A 25214-nucleotide genomic window follows, 5' to 3' on the forward strand; every position below is an offset into this window, starting at 1 on the left:
CACAAGCCGGACGGAGGCGAGCTCAAGCCTATTCCGCTTCGCAGTCTAATTTCCTTCTCTCGGCGATGTCCGCTGCCGGCCAAAAGCGGACACTCAGATGATCGGTAGTTGTCCAAAGCAACCTGGGCGTTTCAGTGTCGTGGCGGCTGTGAGCCGGTGCTTGCTGACTCTGGCGTGGCTGGGCTACGCCCGCAAGAGGCGAAACGAGGGCGGCGGCCAGGCATAGTGGATGGAGCGTCCTTCCATGCCCAAAATGGTCCGCCTCACACGAGGCTGGTTGAGATGCAGAACTGTCTACATCGGCTCTCTGGGGAGGCGGAATTGCCGGCATCTGCCCGCGAACTGAAAGGAATCTCTGCAATTGCCCCCCCTAGGTCCAGGAGTATCTGCGTGCGATGACGGAGATTTTGGCGTTGCGGTAGCGCTATGTCTAAATTAATCTGTCATGGCTTGCCTCGAAACCTCTGCGAAGAACAGTCTCTTCGGCCCCGAATCCAGTTGGCTGTTGGAAGCCCTCGGCCAGCGTCCAGTGATCGGCCACGGTCAACACGAAAAGTGTCTTCCTAGTGATGATGCGACGTCCCGAGGGCCTGCTGGACGACGTGGCTGTCGGCTGCTTGCTTGAGCGCGGCAAGCCTGCCGTCGCGCACGGTCCACAGGTGGATGAAGCGCACGTCGGCCTTCTTCCCGTCCTTGGTCACCCCGTGGTACTGACCCACCACGAAGACGTGGTTCTCTTCGTCACCGTAGTACTCCATCGCTTCGGTGCCCCATGTAGCAAAGAGCGGAACGAGCTTGGCGAAGAAGTCTTTGAACGTGCTTTCGAGGCCCTGGTACACACCGCCGAAGGGAAAGCCGGGGGTGATGTCCCAGACCAGATCGGGAGCCAGGACCTCGCGGGCCACTTCCGGCGCAGCACCGGAGTCGTAGAGCTTGCGTGCGAGGGCGATGTTGTCTGCCTTAGACATGGCGTTTTCCTTATTCAAAATGATGTCGGATGCATGCAGCACCGCGCGCCTGGGCAGTGAATGCAGCGGGCACGGGTGCTTGAGGGCGTCATCCCAATGCCCTCAAGCAGGTTCAGGCTCTGCCTGCAGCGATGCCAGGTCGATGACAAAGCGGTACTTGACGTCGCTCTTGAGCATGCGCTCGTAGGCTTCGTTGATCTGCTGGATCGAGATCACCTCCACGTCCGACGTGACCCCGTGCTTGCCGCAGAAATCCAGCATCTCCTGCGTTGCCGCAACGCCGCCGATGAAGGACCCGGCGATGGCCTTGCGGCCGAACACCAGTGCGCCCGCCGCCACAGGCTCATTCAACGGCCCCATGTAGCCGACCAGGACGAGCGTGCCGTTGAAGGTCAGCGTCGGCAGATAGGGATTGACGTCGTGTTCGTAGGGGACGGTGTCCACGATGAGGTCGAACTGGCCGGCGACGGTCGCCATCTGTTGCGCATCGCTCGACAGCACGACGTGATCGGCGCCGAGGCGGCGGGCATCGTCTTCCTTGCCCGGCGAGCGTGTGAACAGCGTGACCTCGGCACCGAGCGCCTTGGCCAGCTTCAGGGCCATGTGGCCCAGGCCACCGAGCCCGACGACGGCAACCTTCTTGCCGGGACCCGCGCCCCACTGGTGCAGCGGCTCCCAAGTCGTGATGCCGGCACACAACAGCGGCGCAGCGCCGGCCAGGTCCAATCCGTCCGGAATGCGCAGGACAAACTTCTCGGACACCACCATCTGCTTGGAGTAGCCGCCGAAGGTCGGCAGGTGGTCGTGGCGGTCGGTGCCGTTGTAGGTGAAGGTGGCGCCTTCCGTGCAATGCTGCTCGAAGCCGTGCTGGCAAGGGTTGCAGTGCTGGCAGGAATCGACCATGCAGCCGACACCGATGGTGTCGCCGGCCTTGAAGCGGGTGACGGCGCTGCCTACCTGCTTGACCCGGCCAATGATCTCGTGCCCGGGCACGACCGGATAGCGCGTGTAGCCGCCGTGGTTGCGCGCGATGTGCAGGTCCGTGTGGCAGACGCCGCAGTAGAGCACGTCCAGCAAAACATCATCGGGCCGCGGTTCGCGCCGCTCGAACTGGAACGGCGCCAGCGTGTCGGTCGCGGAATGTGCTGCATATCCCAAGGTACTCATGATGCGGTCCTCCTGTATCAGCGCCGGCCGGCGACGAACTGTTGGGTCAGTTCGGCGACGCGCTTGCCGAGGTGCTGGGCGGTGTCCAGGTCGCTCTTGATGGGGGACAGCTCCGGCGACTCGTCCTTGGAGAACGCCATCGCGCCCAGCCAGCCGCCGACACGGTTCATTTCGTCATTGCCCTTGCCCGGGAACAGGTCCAGACCAACCCAGACCATGCCGTGCTGGGCGGCGAACAGCGCCAGAGTGACCAGCGAGTTGAGCTTGTCGCCGTGCATGGACCCGGAGTTGGTGAAGCCGGCGGCGATCTTGTTGCGCCAGGTCTGGGGCACCCAGGCGGTTCGGGTCGATTCCTCCATGAACTGCTTGAAGCGTGCGCTGATCGTGCCGTTGTAGGTCGGCGAGCCGAAGATGATGGCGTCGCTGGCGGCCAGCGCCTCCCAGTCGATCGGGCCGTCAGCCACCGCAATCAATCGGGCTTCGGCCCCGGGGATGCTGTGAACGCCTTCGGCGATGGCCTGAGCCTGCTTCTTGGTGTGGCCCGTGCCACTGTCGTAGACGATAGAAATAGACATGGATTCTTCCGCTTAGTCCTTTGATGTCCCACATCTTGCGCGCGCTTGTGAATTACCGGAAGTATCTAATTGGTTGAATAGTTCATAACTCAAGGTTGATAATTAAGGGAGCATCCCCGCTTGGGCGGGGGCGGGTAAGGAACTGAAGTCGTGGATACATCGCATCGGGTACGGGCCATCCTCTCGTTCGTCCAGGCCTCGGACACGGGCAGCTTCGCAGCCGCCGCCCGCCTGCTGGGCGTGACCTCGGCCGCCGTCAGCAAGAACATTGCAGGCTTGGAGAAGGCGCTGGGCGTTCGTCTTTTCAACCGGACAACCCGCACGCTGAACCTGACAGAGGAAGGCGCGGCGTTTCTGAGGCAGGCACGGGTCGCGCTGAATGCACTGGACGCCGCCGTCGAGACCGTCGCCGCGCAGCGCGGCGAAACGTATGGACGCGTTCGCATCTCGACCAGTGTGGCGATCGGTCAAGAGCAACTGATGCCCCTGCTGCCCAGCCTTCTGGCCCGGTACCCCGAACTGTCCATCGCCGTGGATTTCGATGACAGGGTGGTCGATCTCGTGCGGGACGGCTACGACCTCGCCCTGCGAGGCGGGCTGATCCGGGATTCGGCCCTCATCTCACGGCCGGTCTGTCGACTCAATACCGTCCTGGTCGCATCGCCCGCTTACCTCGAACTGCGGGGCGTTCCGCGCACACCTGGGGATCTTGGCCGGCACCGTCTGGTGGCACGGCGCTTCCTGGCAGGCACCGTCGATCCGTGGAGCTTCAAGGCGCAGGACGGGAGCATCACGACCGTGGACCCCACGGAAACAGCGGTTCTTACCTTGTCCGCGCCGGAGGCCTTGGTGGCGGCCGCGCTCGACAGCATCGGCGTCGCGCAGGTTGCCGTCCATCTCGCCTGGGAGCACCTGAAAGCGGGAAGGCTGAAGGTCGTCATGCACACCCTGCACCATCCTGGTTCGTATGAAATGGTGATCCAGTACCCGCACCGTGCGCTGATCGCCCCGCGCGTCCGGGTGGTGGTCGATCACCTCCTGGAAGCCTTTTCCGCCGACAAATCCTTGCATGTTCCACTGGATTCGCTGACCGCCTTTGTCGCCTGACAGCACCGCGCGTTAAGGGCTAAATTGGTCATCGCAGTCCGGGGATTCGGCGGCAGCGATCAATCCGCGCGAGCCTCGCGCACCACATGGAGAGAGTGGACGATGAAAGTCGATGGACAATGCCATTGCAGCGCTATTACCTATGAAGCCGAGGTCGATCCCGGCACGGTCATGATTTGCCACTGCCGCGACTGTCAACGGCAGTCCGGCACGGTCTTCCGGATGAACATTCCCGCGCCGGGAATCAGGGGCACGAACTGGGTGTTCCGGCGCGGCAGATCTGGGCGAGCCGCCGCTTCAAATGGCTTACCTTGCCAACCGAGATACCCAGCGCGCAACAGCAAGGCTGGCGAACCCCGCTTCGGTCATCAGGCCGCCTGAGCCTCACCTAGCAACGCCATGTCGATCACGAAGCGATAGCGTACATCGGAGCGTTCCATGCGGTCGAAAGCGTCGTTGATGTCCCGAATCTCGATCAGTTCGCATTCGGGCGAAAGGCCTTTGTCTGCGCAAGAATCCAGCATCTCCTGCGTCTGTTCGATGCCACCAACCGGCGTGCCAGTGATGTGACGGCGGCCGAATACCAGCGAAGCGCTATCGCAACCGTCCATCGTTCCGATCTGGCCCACCATCACCAGAGTCGCGTTGAGGTCCAGCAGGGGCAAGTAGGGCTTCAGGTCGTGCTGGACCGGAATGGTGTCGATGATGACGTCAAAGCCATTCGTCGCTGCGGCCAAGGCCTGTGCGTCGGTGGACAACAGCACATGATCGGCGCCGAGCGAGCGTGCGTCGGCGGCCTTGTCGGCGCTGCGGCTGATCATCGTGACGGTTGCGCCGCGAAATCGGGTTATCGCTTCTTGGAACTGGCAGGCGCGGTCCACCGCAGCGCATCAAGAACCAGCGAGAACGCATGGGAGGGTTGCTTGCGGCTCGGGTAGTACAGGTAATAGCCAGGGAACGGCGGGCACCAATCCTCTAGCACGCGTACCAGTCGCCCGTCGTCTAGGTACGGCGCGAACTCTTCCTCGGGCAGAGACGCGATTCCCAACCCTGCCACCGCCGAGTCCACCATGCTGGGCGAGGTGTTGAAGATCAGTTGACCGTCGACCCGCACGTTCAATGCCTCGCCTCGACGCTCGAAATCCCAGACGTAAATGCCGCCCGCGGTCTGCATGCGCATGTTGATGCAGTTGTGCTTGAGCAGGTCGCGTGGCGTCTTGGGGATGGGGTGCTTCTCGAAATAGGCAGGCGAAGCCGCGATCGCCATGCGCAACTGCGGCCCGATGGGCACCGCGATCATGTCCTTGTCGATGGTGTCGCCCAGCCGCACGCCTGCATCGAAGCGGTCGGCCACGATATCGCGGAATCCGTAGTTGATGTCGAACTCGACCTTGATGTCGGGGTATTCGATCAGCAAGGGCGTCACCTTGGGCAGCAGCGTGGTCCGAAGGATGTGCTCGCCACAGGTGATGCGCACCGTGCCAGCGGGCTTGTCCCGCATTTCCGTCAACTCATCGAGTTCCGCGTCGATCTCGTCGAAGCGGTGGCCGATGGCCTTGAGCAGGCGCTCGCCGGCAGCCGTGGGCGACACGCTGCGCGTGGTGCGCGTGAGCAGCCGAATCTCCAGCCGCGTCTCCAGACCGCTGATGGCCTGGCTGAGCGCCGACTGCGTGACGCCCAGCAGCGAGGCGGCGCGCGTGAAGCTGCCTTCCCGCGCCACCGTCACGAAGTACAGGAGATCGTTGAGATTGCGTTTGACCATGACAGAAGTCTTCCATGGATCACTGATTAGTACACCTAATATACCTTTTAAGTTTTCATTAGATAGTCAAGCTGCCTGCTACGCGCCAATACTCAGGGCATGAAAAAGTCGATGCCGATGCCTTGGGTTGGTCAAAAATCAAAACCTGCCGGTTTCGTGGCACGACCGATGAACGCGGAGAAAACGAATGGCAAATACCGATCGCAAACGCATCCATGGGGATACAACCGTATCGCGCAGCCGCCGGCGCATGATCCTCGGCGCTGCCGCGCTGGCGACGGCCACGCTGGTGCCGGCCGCGCCGGCGTTCGCCCATCACGGGTGGGCGGGCTTCGACACGGACCATCTCGTCTACGTCGCAGGAACTGTCTCGTCGGAGGGTGTCTGGGGTAATCCGCACTCCCTGTTCGATGTCGCCCTGGACAGCAACCTGCCCGCTCGCACGCCCAAGCTGGCGATTCCCAAGGAGTTGCAAGATCCCGAGGACAGTACCCGGGTCAATGCCGCTCCCTCGTACAAGGGTCCCCACAAGGCGCTGAAGATCATCATCGCGCCGCCGGCCTGGTCCGGCAGGTGGGGACTGGGCCGCGCGCTGAAGGTCGGGGAGCGTTTCCAGGCGGTCGGCTACATCAATCGCACGGACGACGGCATGTTTCGGCCTGTCGTGTTCTGGTACGGGCCTGACGCCGTGCCCGTGAACCAGGTGCTCGGCAACACGCTGCCGGTGAGAGCACCGCTGCCGCGATAAGGCGCGCGCTGTCGCACCAAGCGGAGGAATTGAACGGACATGCCTGATTGGCTCAACGCGTTGCTGAAGCTGTTGCAGGGCTCCGCGCTCGGAGAGACGGTGCGCAACGCCGAATACCTCTACCCCGTGCTTGAAGCCAGCCATATCCTTGGCATCACGCTTCTTGTCGGCCCGGCTTTCACCTTCGACCTCCGATTGCTGGGGCTGGGACACCGTGTCGTGTCCGTCACCACGGCCGCGCGCCATCTGCTGCCCGTCTCCCACATCGGCTTTGCCATCACAGTCATCACGGGCATCGCGCTGCTCAGCGCGCAGGCGACTGTGGTCGTCGGTACCGGAGCTGCGCCATGGAAGTTGGGCCTGTTGATCCTCGCCTGCCTCAACGTGCTGGTGTTCCACCACGGCGTCTATCGCCGCGTCAATGAGTGGACGGACGCCGCGGTGACCCCGGGGGCCGCCCGCGTTGGGGCCAGCGTGTCGCTGACCGCATGGACAGGCGTGCTCTTCGCCGGCCGGCTCCTCGCCTACACCTGATCTTCGCGGCGCTCCGGATCGACGCCGAACCTCGATCCGTTGTTTGCCCCCTGATGACGGTCGCATACGACCATTAATTAGCGAAGCTAATATGGCCTAGAAGATTTCATTAGCTAGTCAGGTTGACCTCCGTGGCTCAACATTCAGGGGATGAAAAAGTAAATACCGATGCCCCGGAGATGGCTGAGACGCCAAACCCCAACCGTGCTCCTTGGCTCGGTCCTGGGAATGGTGGCATGCGGTAGTGGTGCTTCGGGCGATGCGTCCGTCATCGGTGACTCGCCCGCAACCGCACAGGAGGCCCTTATGAAGATTCGCTTGACGGTCGACGGTCAGGTGGCAACTGCGGCGTTGCACGACAACGCCACTGCGCGGGAGTTCGCCGCGCTGCTGCCTCTGTCGTTGACGCTGACCGACTACGCGCGCATCGAGCGCATTGCCGATCTCCCGCAAAAGCTCAGCCGGAGCAGCGCCGAGAGCACGGTCCCGGTGAAGGCCGGCGACCTCGCCTACTACGCCCCATGGGGCAATCTGGCGATCTTCGTCGAGGACGGGACCGGCAACTACACGGGCGATCTGATGCGGCTCGGCGGGGTGGAAACGGGCCTGCCTGCGCTGCAGCGGCCCGGTCCGCTGGCGGTCAGGATCGAGCGCGTCCCCGACTGACGCCTCCGCGCCCCGGGCCCACTGTCCCTGTATCCATCCGAACCTGAAAGGCATCGAACATGAGCACGCAGAACATCAATGATCGCGAGACCGCAGACGAGTCTGTTGTGGCCGCCGACCGACGCGGCTTCCTGAAGGCGGCCGGCATCGCTGCGGCTGGCGCAGCATTGCCGATCGGCGCCGCATCGCTGGCGACGCCTGCCGTGGCGCAGACCGCTCAACGCCGTGACGGCGGTGGCGCCACCAGCCAGGCCTACACCATCGGAAAGCGCAAGCTGGGCAACTTGGAAGTATCCGAGCTGGGTTTCGGCTGCATGAGCAACAGCCCGGGCCACTATGGACCCGGCGTGGACCGCGCCACCAGCATCCGTGTGATCCGCGACGCCTATGAGCGCGGCATCACCTTCTTCGACACCGCCGAGGTCTATGGCCCCTACGTGAACGAGGAACTGGTCGCCGAGGCGCTGGGTCCGGTGCGCAACCACATCGCCATCGCCACCAAGTTCGGCTTCAAGATCGACGGCACGAACGGCCTGGACAGCCGCCCCGAGCGCATCCGCCGCGTGGTCGAGGAATCGCTCAAGCGCCTGAAGACAGATCGCATCGATCTGTACTACCAGCACCGCGTCGATCTGACCGTGCCGATCGAGGACGTGGCCGGCACCATCAAGGACCTGATCCAGCAGGGCAAGGTGCTGCACTTCGGCCTGTCCGAGCCGAGCGCACGGACCATCCGCCGCGCCCATGCCGTGCAGCCCGTCTCCGCGATCCAGACCGAGTACTCGATCATGGAACGCAGCGTCGAGCGCAACGGCGTGCTGCAGGCCTGCGAGGAACTGGGCATCGGCTTCGTGCCGTGGGGGCCGCTGGGTCAGGGCTTCCTGCCCGGCAAGCTGCCGCTGGATGCCCAGGCCAAATTCGATGCGAAGACCGACCTACGCAAGACCTTCCCACGCTTCAGCGCCGAGGTGATGAAGGCGAACCAGCCGATCCTCGACTTCCTCAAGGCCTTCGGCGAGAAGAAGGGCGCCACGCGCGCGCAGATCGCTCTGGCCTGGCTGGCGGCGCAAAAGCCCTGGATCGTCTCCATCCCCGGCACCACCAACCTGGACCATGCGCGCGAGAACCTCAGTTCGATCAACGTGAACCTCACGCCGGAAGACCTGCGCGAGATCGAGGCCGGCATGGCCAGGATCACCGTCCACGGTGGCCGCATGGACGCCAAGCAGATGGACCAGATCGGCAAGGACTGAATTATCGGACATCGCGGGAAGTCGCCATGACCTTCCACGCACAGGAGTTGCCATCGTGAATACGAAATTTTGCCGATCCGCCGCGCTGGCCGCCGTACTGGCTGCCACGCTGCCGCTCATGAGCCAGGGCGCGGCGGCCCAGGAACGTCAATCCACAGGGAGCACCGCCCAGGCGGCTCCAGCGCAAGGAGGGCAAGCCATGTCGAGCCGAACGACCGAAGTGACCCGGATCAGGTTGAGCTTCGAGGGTGGTGAGGCGGTGGTGGAACTCAACGACAACCCCACCAGCCGCGATCTCGTCTCCATGCTGCCGCTGACGCTGAAGTTCAGCGACTACAACAACGTGGAGAAGGTCGCCTACCCGCCGCGCAAGCTTTCGACGGCGAACGCCCCCTTCGGGTTGACGCCCTCGGCAGGCGACTTCGCCTTGTACGCGCCCTGGGGAAACCTGGTGGCGTACTACCGAGGGTTCCGGCACTCGAACGACCTGGTTCATCTCGGTCGCTTCACGTCCGGCATCGAGCAGTTGTCGAAGCAGGACGGCGAATTCAACGTCCGGATCGAGGCGGTGAAGTAGTTGGCCGTCGTTTCCCGCTCGATGGCGAGCGTAGCGTTTTCATAAGTACACCAGAGAAAAGAAGACATCCATGGCAGAGCAGATAGGAGCAGTTCCCGGCGGGACTGTCCACTCCCCACAAGAAGCCGGCGCGCAGCCCGCTCATTGGAGCGGCGTGTTCGCCATGTCGCTGTGCGTGTTCGCGCTGATCGCGTCCGAGTTCATGCCGGTCAGCCTTCTCACGCCCATAGCGGCCGACCTCCATGTCACCGAGGGCATGGCCGGCCAAGGCATTGCCATCTCCGGCGCCTTCGCGGTGCTGACCAGCCTGTCGATCTCGTGGCTTGCCGGTGGCATGAACCGCAAGACGCTGCTGCTGGTGCTCACGGCCCTGATGGCTGTCTCCGGCGCCGTGGTGGCGCTGGCGCCGGGCTACCTGATCTACATGGTCGGTCGCGCGCTGATCGGCGTGGTGATCGGCGGGTTCTGGTCCATGTCGGCGGCCACGGCCATGCGCCTGGTACCCGGCAGCCAGGTGCCCCGCGCCTTGGCGATCTTCAACGGCGGCAATGCGCTGGCGACGGTGATCGCCGCACCGCTGGGCAGCTATCTCGGTTCGGTGATGGGCTGGCGCGGCGCCTTCTTCTGCCTGGTGCCCGTGGCCGCGATCGCATTGGTCTGGCAGTGGATCAGCCTGCCAGGCATGCAGGCCAAGGAACGCGCGCCGGGTTCGGGCAACGTCTTCAAGGTGCTGGCAAGCCGGCCCGTGGCATTGGGCATGGCCGCCTGCGGCGCGTTCTTCATGGGGCAGTTCGCGCTGTTCACCTATGTGCGTCCGTTCCTGGAGACGGTGACGCACGTGGAAGTATCCACGCTGTCGCTGATCTTGCTCGTGATCGGTGTGACCGGCTTCATCGGTACGGCGCTGATCGGCTCCATCCTCAAACGCAGCCTGTACGGGACGCTGATCGTCATCCCCGTCCTCATGGCGGCGATCGCGCTGACGCTGATTCCCTTCGGTGCCTGGGTCGCTGCCGTTGCCGCGCTGCTGGGCCTATGGGGCCTGGTGGCGACCGCGGCCCCGGTAGGCTGGTGGAGCTGGATCGCCGAGGCCATGCCGCACAACGCAGAAGCCGGCGGCGGTCTGATGGTGGCAGTGATCCAGTTGGCCATCGCCCTGGGCTCGACCGTGGGCGGCCTGCTGTTCGATTCGACGGGCTACCGCAGCACCTTCATGGCGAGTGCCGCCGTCCTGCTGTTCGCGGCCTTCCTCGCGTTCCTCACCTCGCGTTCGCGAGTACCGCAGGCGGCCTGAGCCGCTCGCCACGCCCGGAGAACCCCATGACCCTGCGCCTCAGTGCCTCACGCTGCAGCAGCCGACAGATGGCCCTTGATTACCGCCCCGCGCGCGGCCTGCGGGCCATGCGCGCGCTGGGCCTGCTGTGCACGCTGCTCGCGCTCGGGGCCTGCGACGCCGCGCAGCCTGGAGCGTCGGGTTCATCCGCGACCACCAACGCGGCGGCCCGTGTCCAACCGGAGGAATCTCGCATGTGGATGACCGTCGGCGAACGTCGCTTCGCCATCACCCTGGCCGACACCGAAGCGGCCCACGCATTTGCCGCCATGCTGCCGCTCACGATCGACATGGCCGACCTCAACAGCAACGAGAAGCACGCGGAGCTTCCAAAGGCGCTGCCCACCAATGCCAGCCGTCCCGGAACGATCCGCAACGGCGACCTCATGCTCTACGGGCCAAGGACGCTGGTGGTCTTCTACCTGACCTTCAGTTCGTCCTACTCGTACACGCGCCTCGGCCGCGTGGACGACCCCGCTGGCTTGGCGCAGGCGCTTGGCAGCGGCACCGCGCGGATCGCGTTCTCGAAGAACTAGCCGCAGGAGACTCCTTTGAAGAAGCCCTACGTCATCATTCACACCCTGACGTCGCTGGACGGAAGAATCCACAACATCGAACTGCCCGAGTTCGATTCGGCGGCGCTTCAGTACGAGCAACTGGCGCTGCACGCCGATCAGCAGGTCCTGAACATCCAGGGCTATCTGAATGGCCGCGTCTCGACCGATGACAACTTCACGCACGACCGCCAGCCGGACCTGAACCCGTCGGCGGACACAGTTCCTGAAGGCGACTTCGTGGCCGAAGCACACGCACCGATGTACTACGTGGCGCTCGACCCCACCGGACGCTTGGGCTGGCAAGAGAACCACGTCGATTACGGCGGTGTGCGCTCGCACGTGGTGTCGGTACTCACCGAGAAGGCCAGCAACGCCTACAAGGACCTGCTGCGGCGCCTGGGCATCTCCTACGTCATCGCCGGAAGGGACGCGCCGGACAACGCCCTGGCGCTGCACAAGCTGGCAACGCTGTTCGGCATGGAGCGCGTGATGATCGGCGGCGGTGGCGTACTGAACTGGTCGTATGTGCGGGACGGTCTGGTCGATGAGGTGAGCCTGCTGCTGGCGCCCGTCTCGGACGCCTCGCCCAGTGCGCCGGGCCTGTTCACGGCCAAGGAACCGCTGACCCGGATTGCGCCGCAGTCGTTCACGCTGATCGACGCGAAGCCCCTGAAAGACAGCACGGTGTGGCTGCGCTACCGGGTGAACAACCCTCAACCCTGACCCCGAAAACTCCCCGTTCGCGAGGCCTGTCTCCATGAAAAAGATCGTCCTGCTGTCTGGCTTCCTTGCCGCTGCTGTCCTGGCCACCGCGGCCAGCGCATTCAGCGACGCCGGACGCGCTCGGGAGATCGAGCCAGCGAATGCAACCAGGGCCAACTCAACCATGAAGAACGTGATTCTGATCGGCGCCAACGGCAGTACGTCGAAAGAGATCATCCCCCGTCTGCTGGAACAGGACGACGTGAAGCTGACCCTGTTCCTGCGCCGCGCCAGCCGCATGAAGGACATGCAGAGCGACCGCGTGAACGTCGTGGACGGCGACGCCGCCAATCTGCCGGACCTCACTCGCGCGATCCGCGGGCAGGACATCGTCGTCAGCACCATGGGCGGCATGGACCTGGACGCCAAGACGGCGAACATCGTTCAGGCCATGAAGGAGGTCGGCTCACGCCACCTGGTCGTCATCAGCGCCGGCGGCATCTATGACGAACTGCCTGCGGCTTTCAACGCCTGGGACAAGGGTATGGTCGGCCAATACCGCCCCATCAACCTGAAGGCGGCGGAACTGGCCGAGCAGTCGGGGCTCGCCTACACCGTCCTGCGGCCGGTGTGGCTGACCAACAAGCCCACCGAGGAATTCCAGTTGACCCCCAAGGGCGAGACCTTCAAGGGCACGGAAACCTCCCGCGCGAGCATTGGCCGCTTCATGGCAGACCTCGTGAAGGACCCGCAACGCTACGCCAACCAAAACCTGGGCATCAGCCAGCCCGGCACCGACGGTGACAGGCCCGCGGCGTACCGCTGACCTCACCGGCGAGAGCAACAAGACCGACCTGCCGGCTCCACCACCAACCACGCAAAGGACAACGTCATGAACGAAGCTAACTTGGAAATCACGAACATCAAGCGGCGGACGGCCCTCAAGGGCTTCGTTCAAGGCTCGCTTCTCGCGGGCGTGGCCGCAACGCTCGGCGGCCAGACGGCGTTCGCGCAGACCGCCTCGGCCCCGGCGGAATCGGGTGGCCTGCGGCTGACGCAGGAATGGGACAAGGTGTTTCCCAAGAGCAACAAGGTCGATCACCAGAAGGTCACCTTCAAGAACCGCTACGGCATCACCCTCGCGGCCGACCTGTACCTGCCGAAGAACCGGGCGAACCAGCGGCTGGCGGCGCTCGTCGTGGGTGGTCCGTTCGGCGCGGTGAAGGAACAGTCCTCGGGTCTGTATGCGCAGATCATGGCCGAGCGCGGCTTTGCCGCACTGGCCTTCGACGGCTCCTACACCGGGGAGAGCGGCGGCGAGCCGCGCAACGTCGCCTCGCCGGACATCAACACCGAGGACTTCATGGCGGCGGTGGACTTCATCGGCCTGCAGCCCTACGTCGATCGCGAGCGAATCGGCGTCATCGGTATCTGCGGCTGGGGCGGCTTCGCATTGAACGCCGTGGCCGCCGACAAGCGCGTCAAGGCCGTCGTCGCCAGCACCATGTACGACATGACCCGCGTCATGTCCAAGGGCTACAACGACGTCGTGACCCCGGAGCAGCGCACGCAGACGCTGGAACAACTGAGCCGCCAGCGCTGGGAAGACGCCGCGAATGGCAAGCCTGCCTATCAGCCGGCCTACAACACCCCGCCGAAGGGCGGCGAACCGCAGTTCATGGTCGATTACCACGACTACTACGGGACGCCGCGCGGCTACCACCGGCGGGCGGTCAATTCCGGCAACGCCTGGACGATCACCACGCCGCTGTCGTTCATGAACATGCCGATCCTGACCTACATCAAGGAGATCTCGCCGCGTCCGATCCTGTTCGTGCACGGCGAGAAGGCCCATTCGCTCTACTTCGCCCAGACCGCCTACGCGGCCGCAGCCGAGCCCAAGGAACTCGTGATCGTCCCGGGCGCCAGCCACGTCGATCTGTACGACCGCGTGGACAAGATTCCCTTCGACAGGATCACCGACTTCTTCGGCAAGCATCTTAAGGGCTGAAGAACTCGATCAAGGAATTTCACATGACCATCAAAGCCTACGGCGCCCATGCCGGCGACAAGCCCCTCGAACCCCTGGAAATCACCCGCCGCGCGGTGGGCGCGCACGATGTGCAGATCGACATCGCCTACTGCGGCGTGTGCCATTCGGACCTGCACCAGGTGCGCGCCGAATGGGCCGGCACGCAATTCCCGTGCGTTCCCGGCCACGAGATCGTCGGCCGCGTGGCCGCGGTCGGCGAGCACGCGAGCGGCTTCAAGCCGGGTGATCTTGTCGGCATCGGCTGCATCGTCGATAGCTGCAAGCACTGCGCCGAGTGCGACGAAGGGCTGGAGAACTACTGCGACGGCATGGTCGGCACGTACAACTTCCCGACGCCGGATGCACCGGGCTGGACCTTGGGCGGCTACTCGCAGCAGATCGTCGTGCACGAACGCTACGTGCTGCGCATCCGCCATTCCGAGGAACAGCTCGCCGCCGTGGCGCCGCTGCTGTGCGCCGGCATCACGACCTACTCGCCGCTGCGCCACTGGAACGCGGGACCGGGCAAGAAGGTCGGCATCGTCGGCATCGGTGGCCTGGGCCACATGGGCATCAAGCTCGCCCATGCCATGGGCGCGCACGTGGTGGCGTTCACCACGTCCGAGTCCAAGCGCGAGGCAGCCAAGGCCCTGGGCGCCGACGAGGTGGTCGTGTCGCGCAATGCCGAGGAGATGGCGGCACACGCCAAGAGCTTCGATCTGATCGTCAACACCGTGGCCGCGCCGCACGACCTGGACCCGTTCCTGGCCCTGCTCAAGCGCGACGGCACCCTGACGCTGATCGGCGCACCGGCCTCGCCGCATCCCTCGCCCGAAGTGTTCAACCTGATCTTCAAGCGCCGCGCGATTGCCGGCTCGATGATCGGCGGCATCCCCGAGACCCAGGAGATGCTCGATTTCTGCGCCGAGCACGGCATCGTCTCGGACATCGAGATGATCCGCGCCGACCAGATCAATGACGCCTACGAGCGCCTGCTCAAGGGCGACGTGAAGTACCGCTTCGTGATCGACAACGCTTCGCTGGCGGCCTGACCTGAAAGGAGACTTCCATGAACATCGCCTACGACTTCACAGGGCAGGTTGCCCTGGTCACCGGCGCCGGCTCCGGCATGGGGCTGGATACCGCACGCGCATTCGCCAAGGCCGGCGCCGCGGTCACCTTGGCGGGCCGCGAAGAGGAGCCGCTGCTCAAAGCGGTGGACGAGATCACCGCCGCGGGCGGCAAGGCGATCGCGGTGGTGTGCGACGTCGTTGACGAGGACCAGGTGGCGGCCATGGTGGAGCGCACGGTCGCGACCTTCGGCCGCCTGGATGCCGCGTACAACAACGCGGGCATCCAGGTGCCCGCCTCCGAGATCGCGGACCAGTTCGCCAAGGACTACGACCTGATCAGCGCCATCAACCAGCGCGGTGTCTGGGCCTGCATGAAGCACGAGCTGAAGCAGATGCGCCAGCAAGGCAGCGGCGCGATCGTCAACTGCTCGTCCATCGGCGGCCTCACCGGGCGCGCGCTGATGGCGGCCTATCACGGCACCAAGCATGGCGTGATCGGCCTCACCAAGAGCGCCGCGCTCGAATACGCCACGCGCGGCGTGCGCATCAACGCCGTGTGCCCCGGCACGATCGAAACGCCGATGGTCTCCTCCATGCTGGACAGCGGGATGCTGGCGATGGACGACCTGCTGCGCGACCTGCCGATGAAGCGCCTGGGGCGCGGCGATGAAATCGCCGACGCGGTGCTCTGGCTGTGCAGTTCGGGATCGAGCTTCGTGACCGGGCAGGCCCTGGCCGTGGACGGCGGATTCACCGTGTATTGAACCTCCCGCCGGCACACGCTGCCGGCATCGACACAAAGGCAGAAAACATCATGATCAATGACAAAGTCATCATCATCACCGGCGCATCGTCGGGCATCGGCGAGGCCACGGCCAAGCTGCTCGCCAGCAAGGGCGCCAAGGTCGTGCTCGGCGCGCGCCGGGCCGACAACCTCAAGCGCATCGCCGACGAGATCAAGCAGCACGGCGGCCAGGCCGTGTACCAGGAGCTGGACGTCACCCAGCAGTCCGAGAACGACGCCATCGTCAAGCTGGCCAAGGACAGGTTCGGCCGCGTGGACGCCATTTTCCTCAACGCCGGCCTGATGCCGAACTCGCCGCTGTCCGCGCTCAAGACCGCCGAGTGGCACCAGATGGTCGATGTCAACGTCAAGGGCGTGCTCAACGGCGTGGCCGCCGTGCTGCCCGAGTTCACGGCGCAGAAGTCCGGCCACGTGATCGCCACTTCGTCGGTGGCCGGCCTGAAGGCCTACCCCGGCGGCGCGGTCTATGGCGGCACGAAGTGGTTCGTGCGCGACTTCATGGAAGTTCTGCGCATGGAGTCGGCCATGGAAGGCACCAACATCCGCACGGCGACGATCTACCCCGCGGCCATCAATACCGAGTTGCTCCAGACGTTCACCGACAAGGCGTCGCTCGACCAGATGCAGGGCATCTACGACACCTACGGCATTTCCCCGGACCGGATTGCCAGCGTCGTGGCCTTCGCGATCGACCAGCCCGAGGACACAACGATCAACGAGTTCACCGTCGGCCCCTCCAATCAACCCTGGTAAGGGCCGTTCCATGACGCCAGCATCTTTCCGCGAGGCGGGCCGCCAGCACGGCGGCCGCCACGGCGCCAGAGTACGAGCAGCCCTGCTCGCCACCTGCCTGGTCATGGGCGCGGGCCTCATGCCGGCTGCGTCGGCCCAGCAAAGCAGCGTCGCCGGGCTGGCCTACGACGCGCAGACGCGCAGCGCGGTGCCGATCCCGGCATCCGAGCGCGCCTTGCAGACGGCCGTGGCCGAACCCTGGTTCAAGGTGTCCAACGAGGGTTTGATCCTCGAAGGGGCGATCTTCGACCGCAGCGGCAATCTGATCTTCTGCGACGTGAGCGGCCGCCGCGTGCTGCGCCTGACGCCGGACCGGAAGTTGTCCACCTTCGTCGCGCTGGACGCGCTGTCGCCGGGCGGCCTGGCCTTCCACCCGGATGGGCGCCTGTTCGTCGCGGCACTGGACATTCCCAACGGCCGCGGCGCGATCTACGCGGTGAGCCCGGACGGCTCAGGCCTACAGGCGATCGTGCCGCCCGTGGCCGGGTACATGCCCAATGACCTCGTGTTCGATGCCCGCGGCGGCTTCTACTTCACCGACTTCAAGGGCAATGCGACCGAGCCCAGGGGCGGTGTGTACTACGCCGAGCCGGACCTGATCACGATCAAGCCGGTGCTGCCGCACCTGGCGATGGCCAACGGCCTGGCGCTCAGCGCCGATGGCAAGACGCTGTGGGCCACCGAGTTCGGCCGCAACCTGCTGCACCGCATCGAGCTGGCCGATGCGACCACCATCGCGCCGATCGGCTCGGCCATCGCCTACCACTTCACCGGGCCGGCGCCGGACTCGATGCGGGCGGACGCCGACGGCAACGTGTACGTGGCGATCTACGGGCAGGGCCGCGTGCTGGCCTTCAACCGCAACGGCATCCCCATCGGCCAGGTGCTGCTGCCCGGACGCGATGGCGGCCACAACCTGTCCTCCACCAGCCTGGCCATCGATCCCCGCCGCAACGACCTCTACGCGGTCGCCAGCGACATGGACAAGGGCCAAGGCGCGACGGTGTTCCACACCAAGGCGTTCAGCAAGGGGCTGCCGCCGGCTTCATCCCAATGATCTACAACGCAGCGCCGCGGCGGGCCACGTGGCCACTGCGGCGTTTGGCGGCCTGAACGGAGGACACACCCATGGACCGTCGCACCTTTCTCACCGCCAGCGCCGGGCTGGCTTCGGCGCTGGCCGCGGGCTCGGTGCTGACCGCCTCGACGTCCTGGGCGCAGACACCACCGAGTTCCCGAAAGGAGTCCCCCATGCCCAACGCACAACGAGGCCAAAACCCAGGCGATCGCACAGACGGTCGCACAGGCGGCAAGGCCCGCGTCTTTATCACCGGCTCGGCCGACGGGCTCGGCCATGCCACGGCCAAGACGCTGCTGGCCCAAGGCCATGACGTCGTGGTGCACGTGCGCTCCCAGGCCCGGCTGTCGGCGGTGAAGGAACTGGTGGACCAGGGGGCCGTCGCCACCATCGGCGACCTGTCGGACCTCGCGCAAATCCGCGATCTCGCCCGCCAGGTCAACGCCATCGGCCCGATGGACGCCGTCGTCCACAACGCCGGCATCCTGTCCGGTTCGCAGGTCCTGGTCGTCAACGTCGTCGCACCGTACCTGCTCACGGCCCTGATCCAGCGCCCCAAGCGCCTGATCTACCTGAGCAGCAGCATGCACCGGGGCGGACGCGCGAGCCTCGCCGGCATGGACTGGACCGGCCGCACGGCCACCGGCAGCTACTCCGACAGCAAGCTGTTCGTCACCACGCTGGCCGCGGCCGTGGCGCGGCGCTGGCCCGAGTCCTTCAGCAACGCCGTCGATCCGGGCTGGGTGCCGACCAAGATGGGCGGCCCGGGCGCGCCCGACGACCTGCGGCTGGGGCATCTGACCCAGGAATGGCTTGCCACCAGCAACGATGCCGAGGCGCTGACCAGCGGCGGCTACTGGCATCACCAGCGGCACGAGCAGCCCCATGCCGCCGTCAACGACACCCGGTTCCAGGATCTGCTGCTGGCCGAACTCGCGCGTGCCACCGGCACGGCGCTGGCGTGATGGCATGAGGACGTTCCGGAGGTTCCTCATGGTATTGGTCGGCATCGCCATTCTCGGCGTGGCGGGCGTCTTCGCCTACTTGCAGCAGCCGGTGTTCGGCGAACTGCCCAGCGGCGAGCGACTGGAGCGCATGACCCTCTCGCCCAATTACGTCGGCGGCGCATTTCTCAACCAGATCGACACGCCCATGAAGACCACGGACCAGTCAGAGTGGTCGATGTGGATGGGAACGCTCTTCGGGAAGAAGGGCCAGACCCGGCCGCCAGGCGCCGTGCCCACCGTCAAGACCGACCTCAAGGCGCTCGACCCCGCGCAGGACCTGGTGGTCTGGCTGGGCCATTCCTCCTATTTCGTGCAACTGGGCGGGCAGCGCATCCTGATCGATCCGGTCTTCAGCGCCAATGCGGCGCCGATTCCCGGGGCGAACGAGGCGTTCGAGGGCACCAACCTCTATACCGCCGCCGACGTGCCCGGGATCGACGCGCTGCTGATCAGCCACGATCACTACGACCATCTGGACTACCCGACAGTGCGGGCGCTGCAGCCCAAGGTCCGGCAGGTGATCGTGGGACTGGGCGTCGGGGCGCATTTCGAGCGCTGGGGCTACGACGTGAGCCGCGTGCGCGAGGCCGACTGGAACGAGGTCGTGGCGCTCACGCCGCAGCTGCAGGTCCACGTCACCCCGCCCCGCCCTACTCCGGGCGCACCTTCACCCGCGACCAGTCGCTGTGGGTGGGGTTTGCGCTGGTGTCGCCCGAGCGACGCCTGTTCGTCAGCGGCGATTCGGGCTACGGGCCGCATTTCGCCCAGATCGGCCAGCGCCTCGGCCCGTTCGACTGGGTGGCGCTGGACGCCGGCCAGTACGACCCGCGCTGGGCGAACGTGCACATGAACCCGGAGCAGGCCGCGCAGGCGGCCGACGATCTGCGTACCCACGTGCTGATGCAGGCGCACGTGGGCCGCTTCACCATCGCGCCCCACGACTGGGATGACCCCTTCAAACGCATCGTCGCTGCCACCCGTGGGCATCGCTATGCGCTGTGGACGCCGGAAATTGGTCAACCCGCATACTTGGACGGCCGTGCGCAGTGGTTCACGGCGTGGTGGGAAGGCGGCGCCATGACCAAGCAGTCCCAGCTTGCGGCTGAGGCGAAGGAGCAATGACCTAGTGCAACTGTCCCCCGTCCCCTCCCTGTGGCAGCGCCTGGCCGGCGTGCGCCCCGAAGAAGCGCCCGCCGTGCTGTGGTCCATGCTGTACGTCTCTTGAGAAGGGCATGGCTGCTATCGGCCAGGAGCGGACTTAGACGCCTAGGTGGTTTCCGCCATCAATACTGAATAGTGATCAGGATCCACGCGCTCCAATGCCCGCATTACGCGCTCTACCATCTCCCGAGACATTGCGGGGAAGTCGGAAAACTCCAGCAGGCGGAGCGTTGATGCGCTGTGCGACCCTTCGTCTACGTATCTTGCGACGGCACCTCGCTCAACTTCGTCGTCGAACAATACGTCAAGCTTAGTCAGGTAGCCCTTCGGTGTGGGGCGCCGGAAGCCGAGATACATCTCTAGGAACCGCCTTAGCAAGTTCGGACAGCTCAGATAGGCATCAACCTCCTGGCTGGCGCTCGCCTGAAACTGGCGCAAGCAGTAGAAGACGTGGTGGTAGTCGGAACGGAACTTTGCCAGGTGTCCAGGAAGCTCAATCAGTTGGCTGGCGCCGTCACGCTCTCGGTGGACGAGGTACGCAGCGTGCTCTTTCTTGAACTTTCCACGATCACTCCAGTCCTGCTTAATCGTGTTAAAGAACTCCGAGTTGTGTGTCGAAATGAAGAGCTGCCGACACGCCTTTAGGCTCGTGATAAGGAGGTAGGCCACGTCATAGATGTGGTTGGCGTCCAGGCTACAGATCGGGTCATCTATGAAAACGACTAGATCCTCAAGCCGCTGACCATTCTGACCCAAGCTGACTAGGAAGTACGCTAGCGAGATCGCCGTCCGCTCACCGTCGCTCATATTGGTGGCTGGCAGACCTTCGCGGATGAACTGGATCCCATTGTCCTGAGCCTGCTCAACGGAGATGCGTGGCCCCAGCAATCGCTTCAATAGCCCATTGATTTGGCTTGCGGCCACCGAACTACGCTGTAGCTCGGCATTCGCCACGATCGCTTGCTCTGCGATCTTCTGCCCGACAGTCTTTATTCGCCCCAGCTCCGCTTCAACTTGGCTCAAGAACGCGATCGCCTCTGTCGCTCCGGGGTCGAGTACAAACCGGGCTGCGAAGTGCTCCTTCACTTTCTCGGCTGCGCCCCGGCGTCTGGCCGCAAGTTCGTCACACGCGCGGTTGTGATCGTCCTTTGCCTGACAAAGCTCCGCAAGAATAACCATCAATTCGGGAGCTCGATCTTCAACTGCCTCTACGGTGAATGCCGTCTCCATGTTGGCAAGCTTCTCTCTCAGCAGGCCGACCCAAGCCGCACGGATCTCGCTTTCCCGAGCTTCCCAAGCCGCGAGTCGACTCAATGCACCCTGGACCTTGACCCGAACATCTGGAACCCACTCCTTCTCATGCGGAAAGGTATGCGCCCACCTAGGTTGTTCCAGTCGTTCGATTGCCGACGTGACGGCGACGTGCTGCCGGCGATACTCGTCGGAGAAGTGGTTCGCGTAGGCCTCCAGCGCTTGCGCTGCAGCGTTCCCGCAGAAAGCGCAGGTCGTACTGTGCTCATGAAATCGCAGACCAGTGCGTACCCAATCGCTCAGCGCAGGATTTTCGGCCAAGCGTTTGATCGTGTTCTGCCTAGGCGTCTCCGTCAACAACCCAGCGATGTCATCTATCCCAGGCGAGAGCGGAGGCATCACCACTGGCAAGTTGCTAATGTGGGTGAACTCACTCTGGTCTCTCGCCTGATTGACCATTGCTTGCAGAGTGGCATCGTCGAGAAGATGGCCAGCCGACTCGGTCAGCCGTTGCTGGATACCTTTCAGATTGGGCGCCCTAAAATCGCGGACACCCAACATCGTTCCGCAATCTCTGGCCAGGTCGGTGGCCGCTTTCTCCCTGGCGGTGCTGATCTCGCTCTGCCTTGTCTGGACCGAGCGATACATTGCCGCCACACGCCCCTTCCGTCGGGCCAACGACGCGATGCGGTTACTCAGCCGGATGTTGTCTTCACCCACGATGAACAAAGCAGGCGCTTGCGCGTAATCGGCCTGCTGCAGGTTTGAATCGATGAAGTCCCGATTAAAGATGCACACGGGAATCCGCCCCCGATCCTGTTCTTTCCGGCTATCCAGCACCTCCTGACCCACGCTAACACGTACATGTGCGCCGGCCGGCAACCGGCTTACGATCGGACCGTTTAATAGCGCAAAGACACGAGAAAGGGTTGTCTTGCCGGAAGCGTTCCAGCCATAAACAAGGTTGTATCGAGCAAAATCAGGCGCTGGGCTCGTTCGTCCATCATAACCGTCCCAAACCGCAGCCTGAGAAATGGATTCTATCCGCCGAAACATGCTTCCCCCAAAAAACATGACTCGTCATGAGCGCCTGCCCTTCCGGACAGCCTACCGCAGTTCGCCCTACCTCTGCTGCCATCTCACTGATCCAAGGCACTGACCGCTGTGAGTCGAGAGGCATCCTGCGGCCAGAAGCAAACATCAGAATCCTGGATTAAGCCGACCCGCGAAGCAGGCTCGGCTTGACTGAATTATCAGCTATCTAGTTGACCACTTTTTGAACGTGCTTCATCACCCGCGCGGAAAGGGCGAAGAGATCCTTTGCACTTATCTGGTGCCTCTCGGAGAGCTCAAAGACGTCAACGGCATTGTTTAAGCGCCTTGATCCAGGGTCGGGGTAGCGACCAGCCCAGACAACAAAGTGCGAGAGACCCTTCAGAATTGCTTTGTCCTTCTCGCCAAGATCAGGAATGAAGTTGGCAAGCTCTTCCAGCTTGTGGTGGAAATGCTCCTTCTCTTGTTTTGTAAATTCCTCAGCCCCGATTCTGAGCAAGATCATTGCTTTGAGGCAAACTTCAAGGCTGTAGCCAATGATCATCAGTGCCACCGCGTGGTACTGGCTGTGACAGATTGTTCTGAGTTCTTGCGGAAAACTGTCAAAGCTTGGCGGATTCCTAACCAATTGAACCGCTGCCTCAGATAGTGCATTTGCATGGCTAAGCCAAAGGACAGGATTCTTTAGATCAGCAATGGTTGGCGGCTTGGAAATGTCCACAGGAAATCCATTTGCTGTCGCGAGCAAGCCCCATTTATGCCAAGCAAGTACGCTGTATCCGAAGGGGTCGGCTGCGAATCCATCTGGGTTTGGCTGTAGAGAGTCGCTCATGGATGGCTAACACCGGAAGCAAGCCGGGCCGCGAGACGGCGTCGGCATGAATGAATTGTTAGAAGGCCGTCGGTTGCTCATAAGCAGCCGCCAGTTGCTGATCTTGCTTGAGACAAGCATGGAGCAAGCATAGGGCCGAGCGAACAAGCTTCTCATCTCGTCCGGGCGGCGAGTGTGGGGTGTGCTTGCCACCATGGAATAGGTTGTTGCGAACTCTACCAGTCGCATCCAATGCAGTACCGATGATTCCAGGCCCTCCGCGCAGCGGAACATTTGGGTTCCATTGGGCCGGCGCCACTTGAACCTGAGGAGGCTCATCTATGAGGTACTGAACTGCCTCAAAAAGATCGGGATCAGCATCGGTACGAACCGTATCGTTGGCATGCAAAAAGTAGCGATCCCAATCAGCAGCGGCACGACCACGGTGGTTTACGTAGTAGTACCCAGAATCTTTGAGCGCGAACTCGAAGCGTGAGAACACCGCGAAGAACTCGCATGCCAGCTGCGCTGGCATTTGCAATCCATCAAGTGGCGACATATCGGTTCCGCCCTCTAACTGTCTAACTAATAACCGGATCCTTGGATCCGGCTATGCGACTTATCCATAGCGCACTATAGGTGGGCTATCCCCTTGATACAGCTCAATCTTAAGGCGGCCGGGTCCAGCTAACAAGCCGACGTATAACTGGACCCAATAGCACGCAGGGTGTGCACTCCGGCAGACGTCCGCTTTGGGTCGAAAGCGGAGAATAGCACCGGACCAAGCGCCGACGCAGTGCTGATGTCTGCTTCCGGCCAGAAGTGGTCATTCGACTATATTTTTACACACGTGCGCGGTCTTCCCGGGCGCCCTTGAACATACCGTTAGAACGTATCTTCGTACAGAATTTCTGAAAGCGAACTATCCGGAGACCAGATTCCTGACATCGCCTTGACGTAGGACCTGCACAACGAAACTACTTTGTTTTCTTTCCCAAACCGGACGGTTGTCCGCTCAAATTCGGTTAAGGACTCTATAGCATTGGAGCAGTAGCCATACGTGGATAGGTAGAGGCCACCGTCAACTTCCTCATTGACGATGACATTCAGAAAGTCCGATATAGCACCTGATCCAACGCGCTGCCCCGAGCGCCAATGCTTCACTTCGACATAGTAGGTGTGGGTCTTTGATGCGACGCGACACTTGAGAATGATGTCTTTTCCGCCGTCTTTGCTACCTGGCGTGAGTGTTGCTTCAAATCCCAACCCTTCAAATACCTCTGATAACAGCCTTTCCATTTCTCGCCATTCAATCTCATCCAAGGAACGTGGATGCTTCGCGATTAGCTTAATCAGCTTTCGGCTCAGCTCGCGTCTAATAACATTGACTTGACCAAAATCAACTGAGGGCATTTCCTCAAGACGCCCCACCCAGGATCGCAGCCCATCAAGGTCTAGAAGTTCGATGCCAATGGGGGTGTTTCGACGAAGAGATTCGCGCGCGGCATAGGTGAACCTGGAATTCGTAATGAGCATTGCACGCGATAAACCCATACTCAGGGTCGCGCCAAGCACCCGATGAACGGCTTCCGTACCAATGGCGCTCTGTCTGAAATGCTTGTATTCGATGGCAATCTCGTCTGCGTTGTGACCGTCGGAGTTTGCCTTCCGGGCAATAAAGTCGACACCCAGATCTCGTTGGTTCCCCACCGGGAGGATGGCGTACCCATCCTCCGCCAATAGCGGCTCTAGGATCTCGCCCATTAGGCGCTCAGCATCTCGGGGCGAAGCCGATTTCTCAAGACCTCGAATCCTTTCGCGGAGCTGCTCTCGATTGTCGCTATCCACAGATACCTCGGCTGTCTAATAGGCGGGCCAGAAGGGCTAATTGCAGGTCAAGGGCTACATTCGACCAATGTCGCCCCCCTGATTCACTTGGTGCGAGATCGTGTCACGACCAACAAGCTGCCGACAACCGAATCGAAGGGTTCGGCTTGAACCAGTGTCGGACATCCGCTTCGGGTCGCATGACGCCCTGCGGCCATGAGTGGACCTCCCCCCTGTACAAGGATGCTTAGCCTCCTTGTACAGGGGGGAGGTGACTACGGAAGAAGTGAATCTGGAACTGTTCTTTCGGTGTTACCGAGCTACAAGCGGGGGCAGTTCGCGAAGTAGCTTTGTCATGGCGCCAAGTTCCACCAA

The 25214-nt window shown here is 63.1% G+C and carries 26 protein-coding genes and 1 pseudogene; 18 read left to right on the forward strand and 9 right to left on the reverse strand.

What is annotated here, in order from left to right:
• Positions 1-563 precede the first annotated feature (563 nt).
• The 3 genes from AC3WL7_RS05775 to AC3WL7_RS05785 form a co-directional block, all read right to left on the reverse strand.
• Complete coding sequence (locus AC3WL7_RS05775) at positions 564-968, reverse strand: nuclear transport factor 2 family protein (protein WP_313270296.1); 405 nt, start codon at positions 966-968, stop codon at positions 564-566.
• A gap of 102 nt (positions 969-1070) precedes the next feature.
• Positions 1071-2135 carry an NAD(P)-dependent alcohol dehydrogenase gene (locus AC3WL7_RS05780; protein ID WP_313270298.1) on the reverse strand — a complete coding sequence of 355 codons (1065 nt, stop codon included), beginning with the start codon at positions 2133-2135 and terminating at the stop codon, positions 1071-1073.
• Positions 2136-2152: 17 nt separating this feature from the next.
• A complete protein-coding gene (locus AC3WL7_RS05785) occupies positions 2153-2710 on the reverse strand; it encodes a flavodoxin family protein (protein ID WP_313270300.1) in 558 nt (185 codons plus the stop codon).
• 150 nt (positions 2711-2860) lie between these two features.
• Here AC3WL7_RS05785 and AC3WL7_RS05790 point away from each other — a divergent pair, with 150 nt between their 5' ends.
• Both AC3WL7_RS05790 and AC3WL7_RS05795 read left to right on the forward strand, forming a co-directional pair.
• Positions 2861-3817, forward strand: coding sequence for a LysR family transcriptional regulator (locus tag AC3WL7_RS05790; RefSeq protein ID WP_313270302.1), 957 nt, complete (start codon positions 2861-2863; stop codon positions 3815-3817).
• A 102-nt stretch (positions 3818-3919) separates the two neighbouring features.
• Positions 3920-4198 carry a GFA family protein gene (locus AC3WL7_RS05795; protein WP_492749652.1) on the forward strand — a complete coding sequence of 93 codons (279 nt, stop codon included), beginning with the start codon at positions 3920-3922 and terminating at the stop codon, positions 4196-4198.
• Here the strand turns inward: AC3WL7_RS05795 and AC3WL7_RS05800 are convergent.
• Both AC3WL7_RS05800 and AC3WL7_RS05805 read right to left on the reverse strand, forming a co-directional pair.
• Positions 4186-4698 (reverse strand): zinc-binding dehydrogenase, encoded by a 513-nt coding sequence (locus tag AC3WL7_RS05800; protein ID WP_313270305.1) that lies wholly within the window; start codon positions 4696-4698, stop codon positions 4186-4188. The genes AC3WL7_RS05795 and AC3WL7_RS05800 overlap by 13 nt on opposite strands.
• Positions 4665-5579, reverse strand: coding sequence for a LysR family transcriptional regulator (locus AC3WL7_RS05805; RefSeq protein ID WP_313270307.1), 915 nt, complete (start codon positions 5577-5579; stop codon positions 4665-4667). Before AC3WL7_RS05805 ends, AC3WL7_RS05800 begins: the two co-directional genes overlap by 34 nt.
• Positions 5580-5766: 187 nt before the next feature.
• On the opposite strand from AC3WL7_RS05805, the gene AC3WL7_RS05810 reads away from it, so the two are divergent.
• The 16 genes and pseudogenes from AC3WL7_RS05810 (at position 5767) to AC3WL7_RS05885 (ending at position 19858) form a co-directional block, all read left to right on the forward strand.
• Entirely contained in the window at positions 5767-6327 is a 561-nt protein-coding gene (locus AC3WL7_RS05810; protein WP_313270309.1) for a DUF6152 family protein, read from the forward strand.
• A gap of 39 nt (positions 6328-6366) precedes the next feature.
• Positions 6367-6861, forward strand: coding sequence for a hypothetical protein (locus tag AC3WL7_RS05815; RefSeq protein ID WP_313270311.1), 495 nt, complete (start codon positions 6367-6369; stop codon positions 6859-6861).
• Between the two features lie 306 nt (positions 6862-7167).
• Positions 7168-7527, forward strand: a complete 360-nt coding sequence (locus AC3WL7_RS05820) for a cyclophilin-like fold protein (protein WP_313270313.1) — start codon at positions 7168-7170, stop codon at positions 7525-7527.
• A gap of 59 nt (positions 7528-7586) precedes the next feature.
• Positions 7587-8780, forward strand: coding sequence for an aldo/keto reductase (locus tag AC3WL7_RS05825; protein ID WP_313270315.1), 1194 nt, complete (start codon positions 7587-7589; stop codon positions 8778-8780).
• Positions 8781-8835: 55 nt separating this feature from the next.
• Entirely contained in the window at positions 8836-9357 is a 522-nt protein-coding gene (locus tag AC3WL7_RS05830; protein WP_313252131.1) for a cyclophilin-like fold protein, read from the forward strand.
• 70 nt (positions 9358-9427) lie between these two features.
• A complete protein-coding gene (locus tag AC3WL7_RS05835) occupies positions 9428-10651 on the forward strand; it encodes an MFS transporter (protein WP_313270318.1) in 1224 nt (407 codons plus the stop codon).
• Positions 10652-10677: 26 nt separating this feature from the next.
• The gene (locus AC3WL7_RS05840) at positions 10678-11226 is read left to right on the forward strand and encodes a cyclophilin-like fold protein (protein WP_313270320.1); all 549 of its coding nucleotides are present in this window, start codon (positions 10678-10680) and stop codon (positions 11224-11226) included.
• Between the two features lie 15 nt (positions 11227-11241).
• Entirely contained in the window at positions 11242-11970 is a 729-nt protein-coding gene (locus AC3WL7_RS05845) for a dihydrofolate reductase family protein (RefSeq protein ID WP_313270322.1), read from the forward strand.
• 34 nt (positions 11971-12004) lie between these two features.
• Complete coding sequence (locus tag AC3WL7_RS05850; protein WP_313270324.1) at positions 12005-12775, forward strand: SDR family oxidoreductase; 771 nt, start codon at positions 12005-12007, stop codon at positions 12773-12775.
• Between the two features lie 66 nt (positions 12776-12841).
• Positions 12842-13960, forward strand: coding sequence for an alpha/beta hydrolase (locus tag AC3WL7_RS05855; protein ID WP_313270327.1), 1119 nt, complete (start codon positions 12842-12844; stop codon positions 13958-13960).
• Between the two features lie 23 nt (positions 13961-13983).
• A complete protein-coding gene (locus AC3WL7_RS05860; protein WP_313270329.1) occupies positions 13984-15033 on the forward strand; it encodes an NAD(P)-dependent alcohol dehydrogenase in 1050 nt (349 codons plus the stop codon).
• A gap of 17 nt (positions 15034-15050) precedes the next feature.
• Positions 15051-15818 carry a glucose 1-dehydrogenase gene (locus tag AC3WL7_RS05865; protein ID WP_313270331.1) on the forward strand — a complete coding sequence of 256 codons (768 nt, stop codon included), beginning with the start codon at positions 15051-15053 and terminating at the stop codon, positions 15816-15818.
• 50 nt (positions 15819-15868) lie between these two features.
• Complete coding sequence (locus AC3WL7_RS05870; RefSeq protein ID WP_313270333.1) at positions 15869-16612, forward strand: SDR family oxidoreductase; 744 nt, start codon at positions 15869-15871, stop codon at positions 16610-16612.
• 10 nt (positions 16613-16622) lie between these two features.
• The gene (locus AC3WL7_RS05875; protein ID WP_313270335.1) at positions 16623-17708 is read left to right on the forward strand and encodes an SMP-30/gluconolactonase/LRE family protein; all 1086 of its coding nucleotides are present in this window, start codon (positions 16623-16625) and stop codon (positions 17706-17708) included.
• A 71-nt stretch (positions 17709-17779) separates the two neighbouring features.
• A complete protein-coding gene (locus AC3WL7_RS05880; RefSeq protein ID WP_313270338.1) occupies positions 17780-18694 on the forward strand; it encodes an SDR family NAD(P)-dependent oxidoreductase in 915 nt (304 codons plus the stop codon).
• Between the two features lie 223 nt (positions 18695-18917).
• A pseudogene (locus AC3WL7_RS05885) lies at positions 18918-19858 on the forward strand (MBL fold metallo-hydrolase).
• Positions 19859-20002: 144 nt separating this feature from the next.
• Here the strand turns inward: AC3WL7_RS05885 and AC3WL7_RS05890 are convergent.
• The 4 genes from AC3WL7_RS05890 to AC3WL7_RS05905 all read right to left on the reverse strand — a co-directional run bounded on the left by AC3WL7_RS05890 (position 20003) and on the right by AC3WL7_RS05905 (position 24860).
• Positions 20003-22222, reverse strand: a complete 2220-nt coding sequence (locus AC3WL7_RS05890; protein WP_313270343.1) for an AAA family ATPase — start codon at positions 22220-22222, stop codon at positions 20003-20005.
• Positions 22223-22409: 187 nt separating this feature from the next.
• The gene (locus tag AC3WL7_RS05895) at positions 22410-23033 is read right to left on the reverse strand and encodes a hypothetical protein (protein ID WP_313270345.1); all 624 of its coding nucleotides are present in this window, start codon (positions 23031-23033) and stop codon (positions 22410-22412) included.
• Between the two features lie 58 nt (positions 23034-23091).
• On the reverse strand, positions 23092-23571 hold the full coding sequence (locus tag AC3WL7_RS05900; protein WP_313270347.1) for a hypothetical protein: 480 nt from the start codon (positions 23569-23571) through the stop codon (positions 23092-23094).
• Positions 23572-23897: 326 nt separating this feature from the next.
• On the reverse strand, positions 23898-24860 hold the full coding sequence (locus tag AC3WL7_RS05905) for a restriction endonuclease (protein WP_313270350.1): 963 nt from the start codon (positions 24858-24860) through the stop codon (positions 23898-23900).
• Between the last annotated feature and the right edge of the window lie 354 nt (positions 24861-25214).

The organism is Stenotrophomonas sp. FW305-3-2-15-E-LB1 (genome assembly GCF_058787375.1).

What these genes read in the sequence shown, in the direction of transcription:
- AC3WL7_RS05775 (WP_313270296.1), bottom strand. Translation starts at nt 968, where the DNA reads ATGTCTAAGGCAGACAACATCGCCCTCGCACGCAAGCTCTACGACTCC.
- AC3WL7_RS05780 (WP_313270298.1), bottom strand. Translation starts at nt 2,135, where the DNA reads ATGAGTACCTTGGGATATGCAGCACATTCCGCGACCGACACGCTGGCG.
- AC3WL7_RS05785 (WP_313270300.1), bottom strand. Translation starts at nt 2,710, where the DNA reads ATGTCTATTTCTATCGTCTACGACAGTGGCACGGGCCACACCAAGAAG.
- AC3WL7_RS05795 (WP_492749652.1), top strand. Translation starts at nt 3,920, where the DNA reads ATGAAAGTCGATGGACAATGCCATTGCAGCGCTATTACCTATGAAGCC.
- AC3WL7_RS05805 (WP_313270307.1), bottom strand. Translation starts at nt 5,579, where the DNA reads ATGGTCAAACGCAATCTCAACGATCTCCTGTACTTCGTGACGGTGGCG.
- AC3WL7_RS05810 (WP_313270309.1), top strand. Translation starts at nt 5,767, where the DNA reads ATGGCAAATACCGATCGCAAACGCATCCATGGGGATACAACCGTATCG.
- AC3WL7_RS05815 (WP_313270311.1), top strand. Translation starts at nt 6,367, where the DNA reads ATGCCTGATTGGCTCAACGCGTTGCTGAAGCTGTTGCAGGGCTCCGCG.
- AC3WL7_RS05820 (WP_313270313.1), top strand. Translation starts at nt 7,168, where the DNA reads ATGAAGATTCGCTTGACGGTCGACGGTCAGGTGGCAACTGCGGCGTTG.
- AC3WL7_RS05825 (WP_313270315.1), top strand. Translation starts at nt 7,587, where the DNA reads ATGAGCACGCAGAACATCAATGATCGCGAGACCGCAGACGAGTCTGTT.
- AC3WL7_RS05835 (WP_313270318.1), top strand. Translation starts at nt 9,428, where the DNA reads ATGGCAGAGCAGATAGGAGCAGTTCCCGGCGGGACTGTCCACTCCCCA.
- AC3WL7_RS05840 (WP_313270320.1), top strand. Translation starts at nt 10,678, where the DNA reads ATGACCCTGCGCCTCAGTGCCTCACGCTGCAGCAGCCGACAGATGGCC.
- AC3WL7_RS05850 (WP_313270324.1), top strand. Translation starts at nt 12,005, where the DNA reads ATGAAAAAGATCGTCCTGCTGTCTGGCTTCCTTGCCGCTGCTGTCCTG.
- AC3WL7_RS05855 (WP_313270327.1), top strand. Translation starts at nt 12,842, where the DNA reads ATGAACGAAGCTAACTTGGAAATCACGAACATCAAGCGGCGGACGGCC.
- AC3WL7_RS05860 (WP_313270329.1), top strand. Translation starts at nt 13,984, where the DNA reads ATGACCATCAAAGCCTACGGCGCCCATGCCGGCGACAAGCCCCTCGAA.
- AC3WL7_RS05865 (WP_313270331.1), top strand. Translation starts at nt 15,051, where the DNA reads ATGAACATCGCCTACGACTTCACAGGGCAGGTTGCCCTGGTCACCGGC.
- AC3WL7_RS05870 (WP_313270333.1), top strand. Translation starts at nt 15,869, where the DNA reads ATGATCAATGACAAAGTCATCATCATCACCGGCGCATCGTCGGGCATC.
- AC3WL7_RS05875 (WP_313270335.1), top strand. Translation starts at nt 16,623, where the DNA reads ATGACGCCAGCATCTTTCCGCGAGGCGGGCCGCCAGCACGGCGGCCGC.
- AC3WL7_RS05880 (WP_313270338.1), top strand. Translation starts at nt 17,780, where the DNA reads ATGGACCGTCGCACCTTTCTCACCGCCAGCGCCGGGCTGGCTTCGGCG.
- AC3WL7_RS05890 (WP_313270343.1), bottom strand. Translation starts at nt 22,222, where the DNA reads ATGTTTTTTGGGGGAAGCATGTTTCGGCGGATAGAATCCATTTCTCAG.
- AC3WL7_RS05895 (WP_313270345.1), bottom strand. Translation starts at nt 23,033, where the DNA reads ATGAGCGACTCTCTACAGCCAAACCCAGATGGATTCGCAGCCGACCCC.
- AC3WL7_RS05900 (WP_313270347.1), bottom strand. Translation starts at nt 23,571, where the DNA reads ATGTCGCCACTTGATGGATTGCAAATGCCAGCGCAGCTGGCATGCGAG.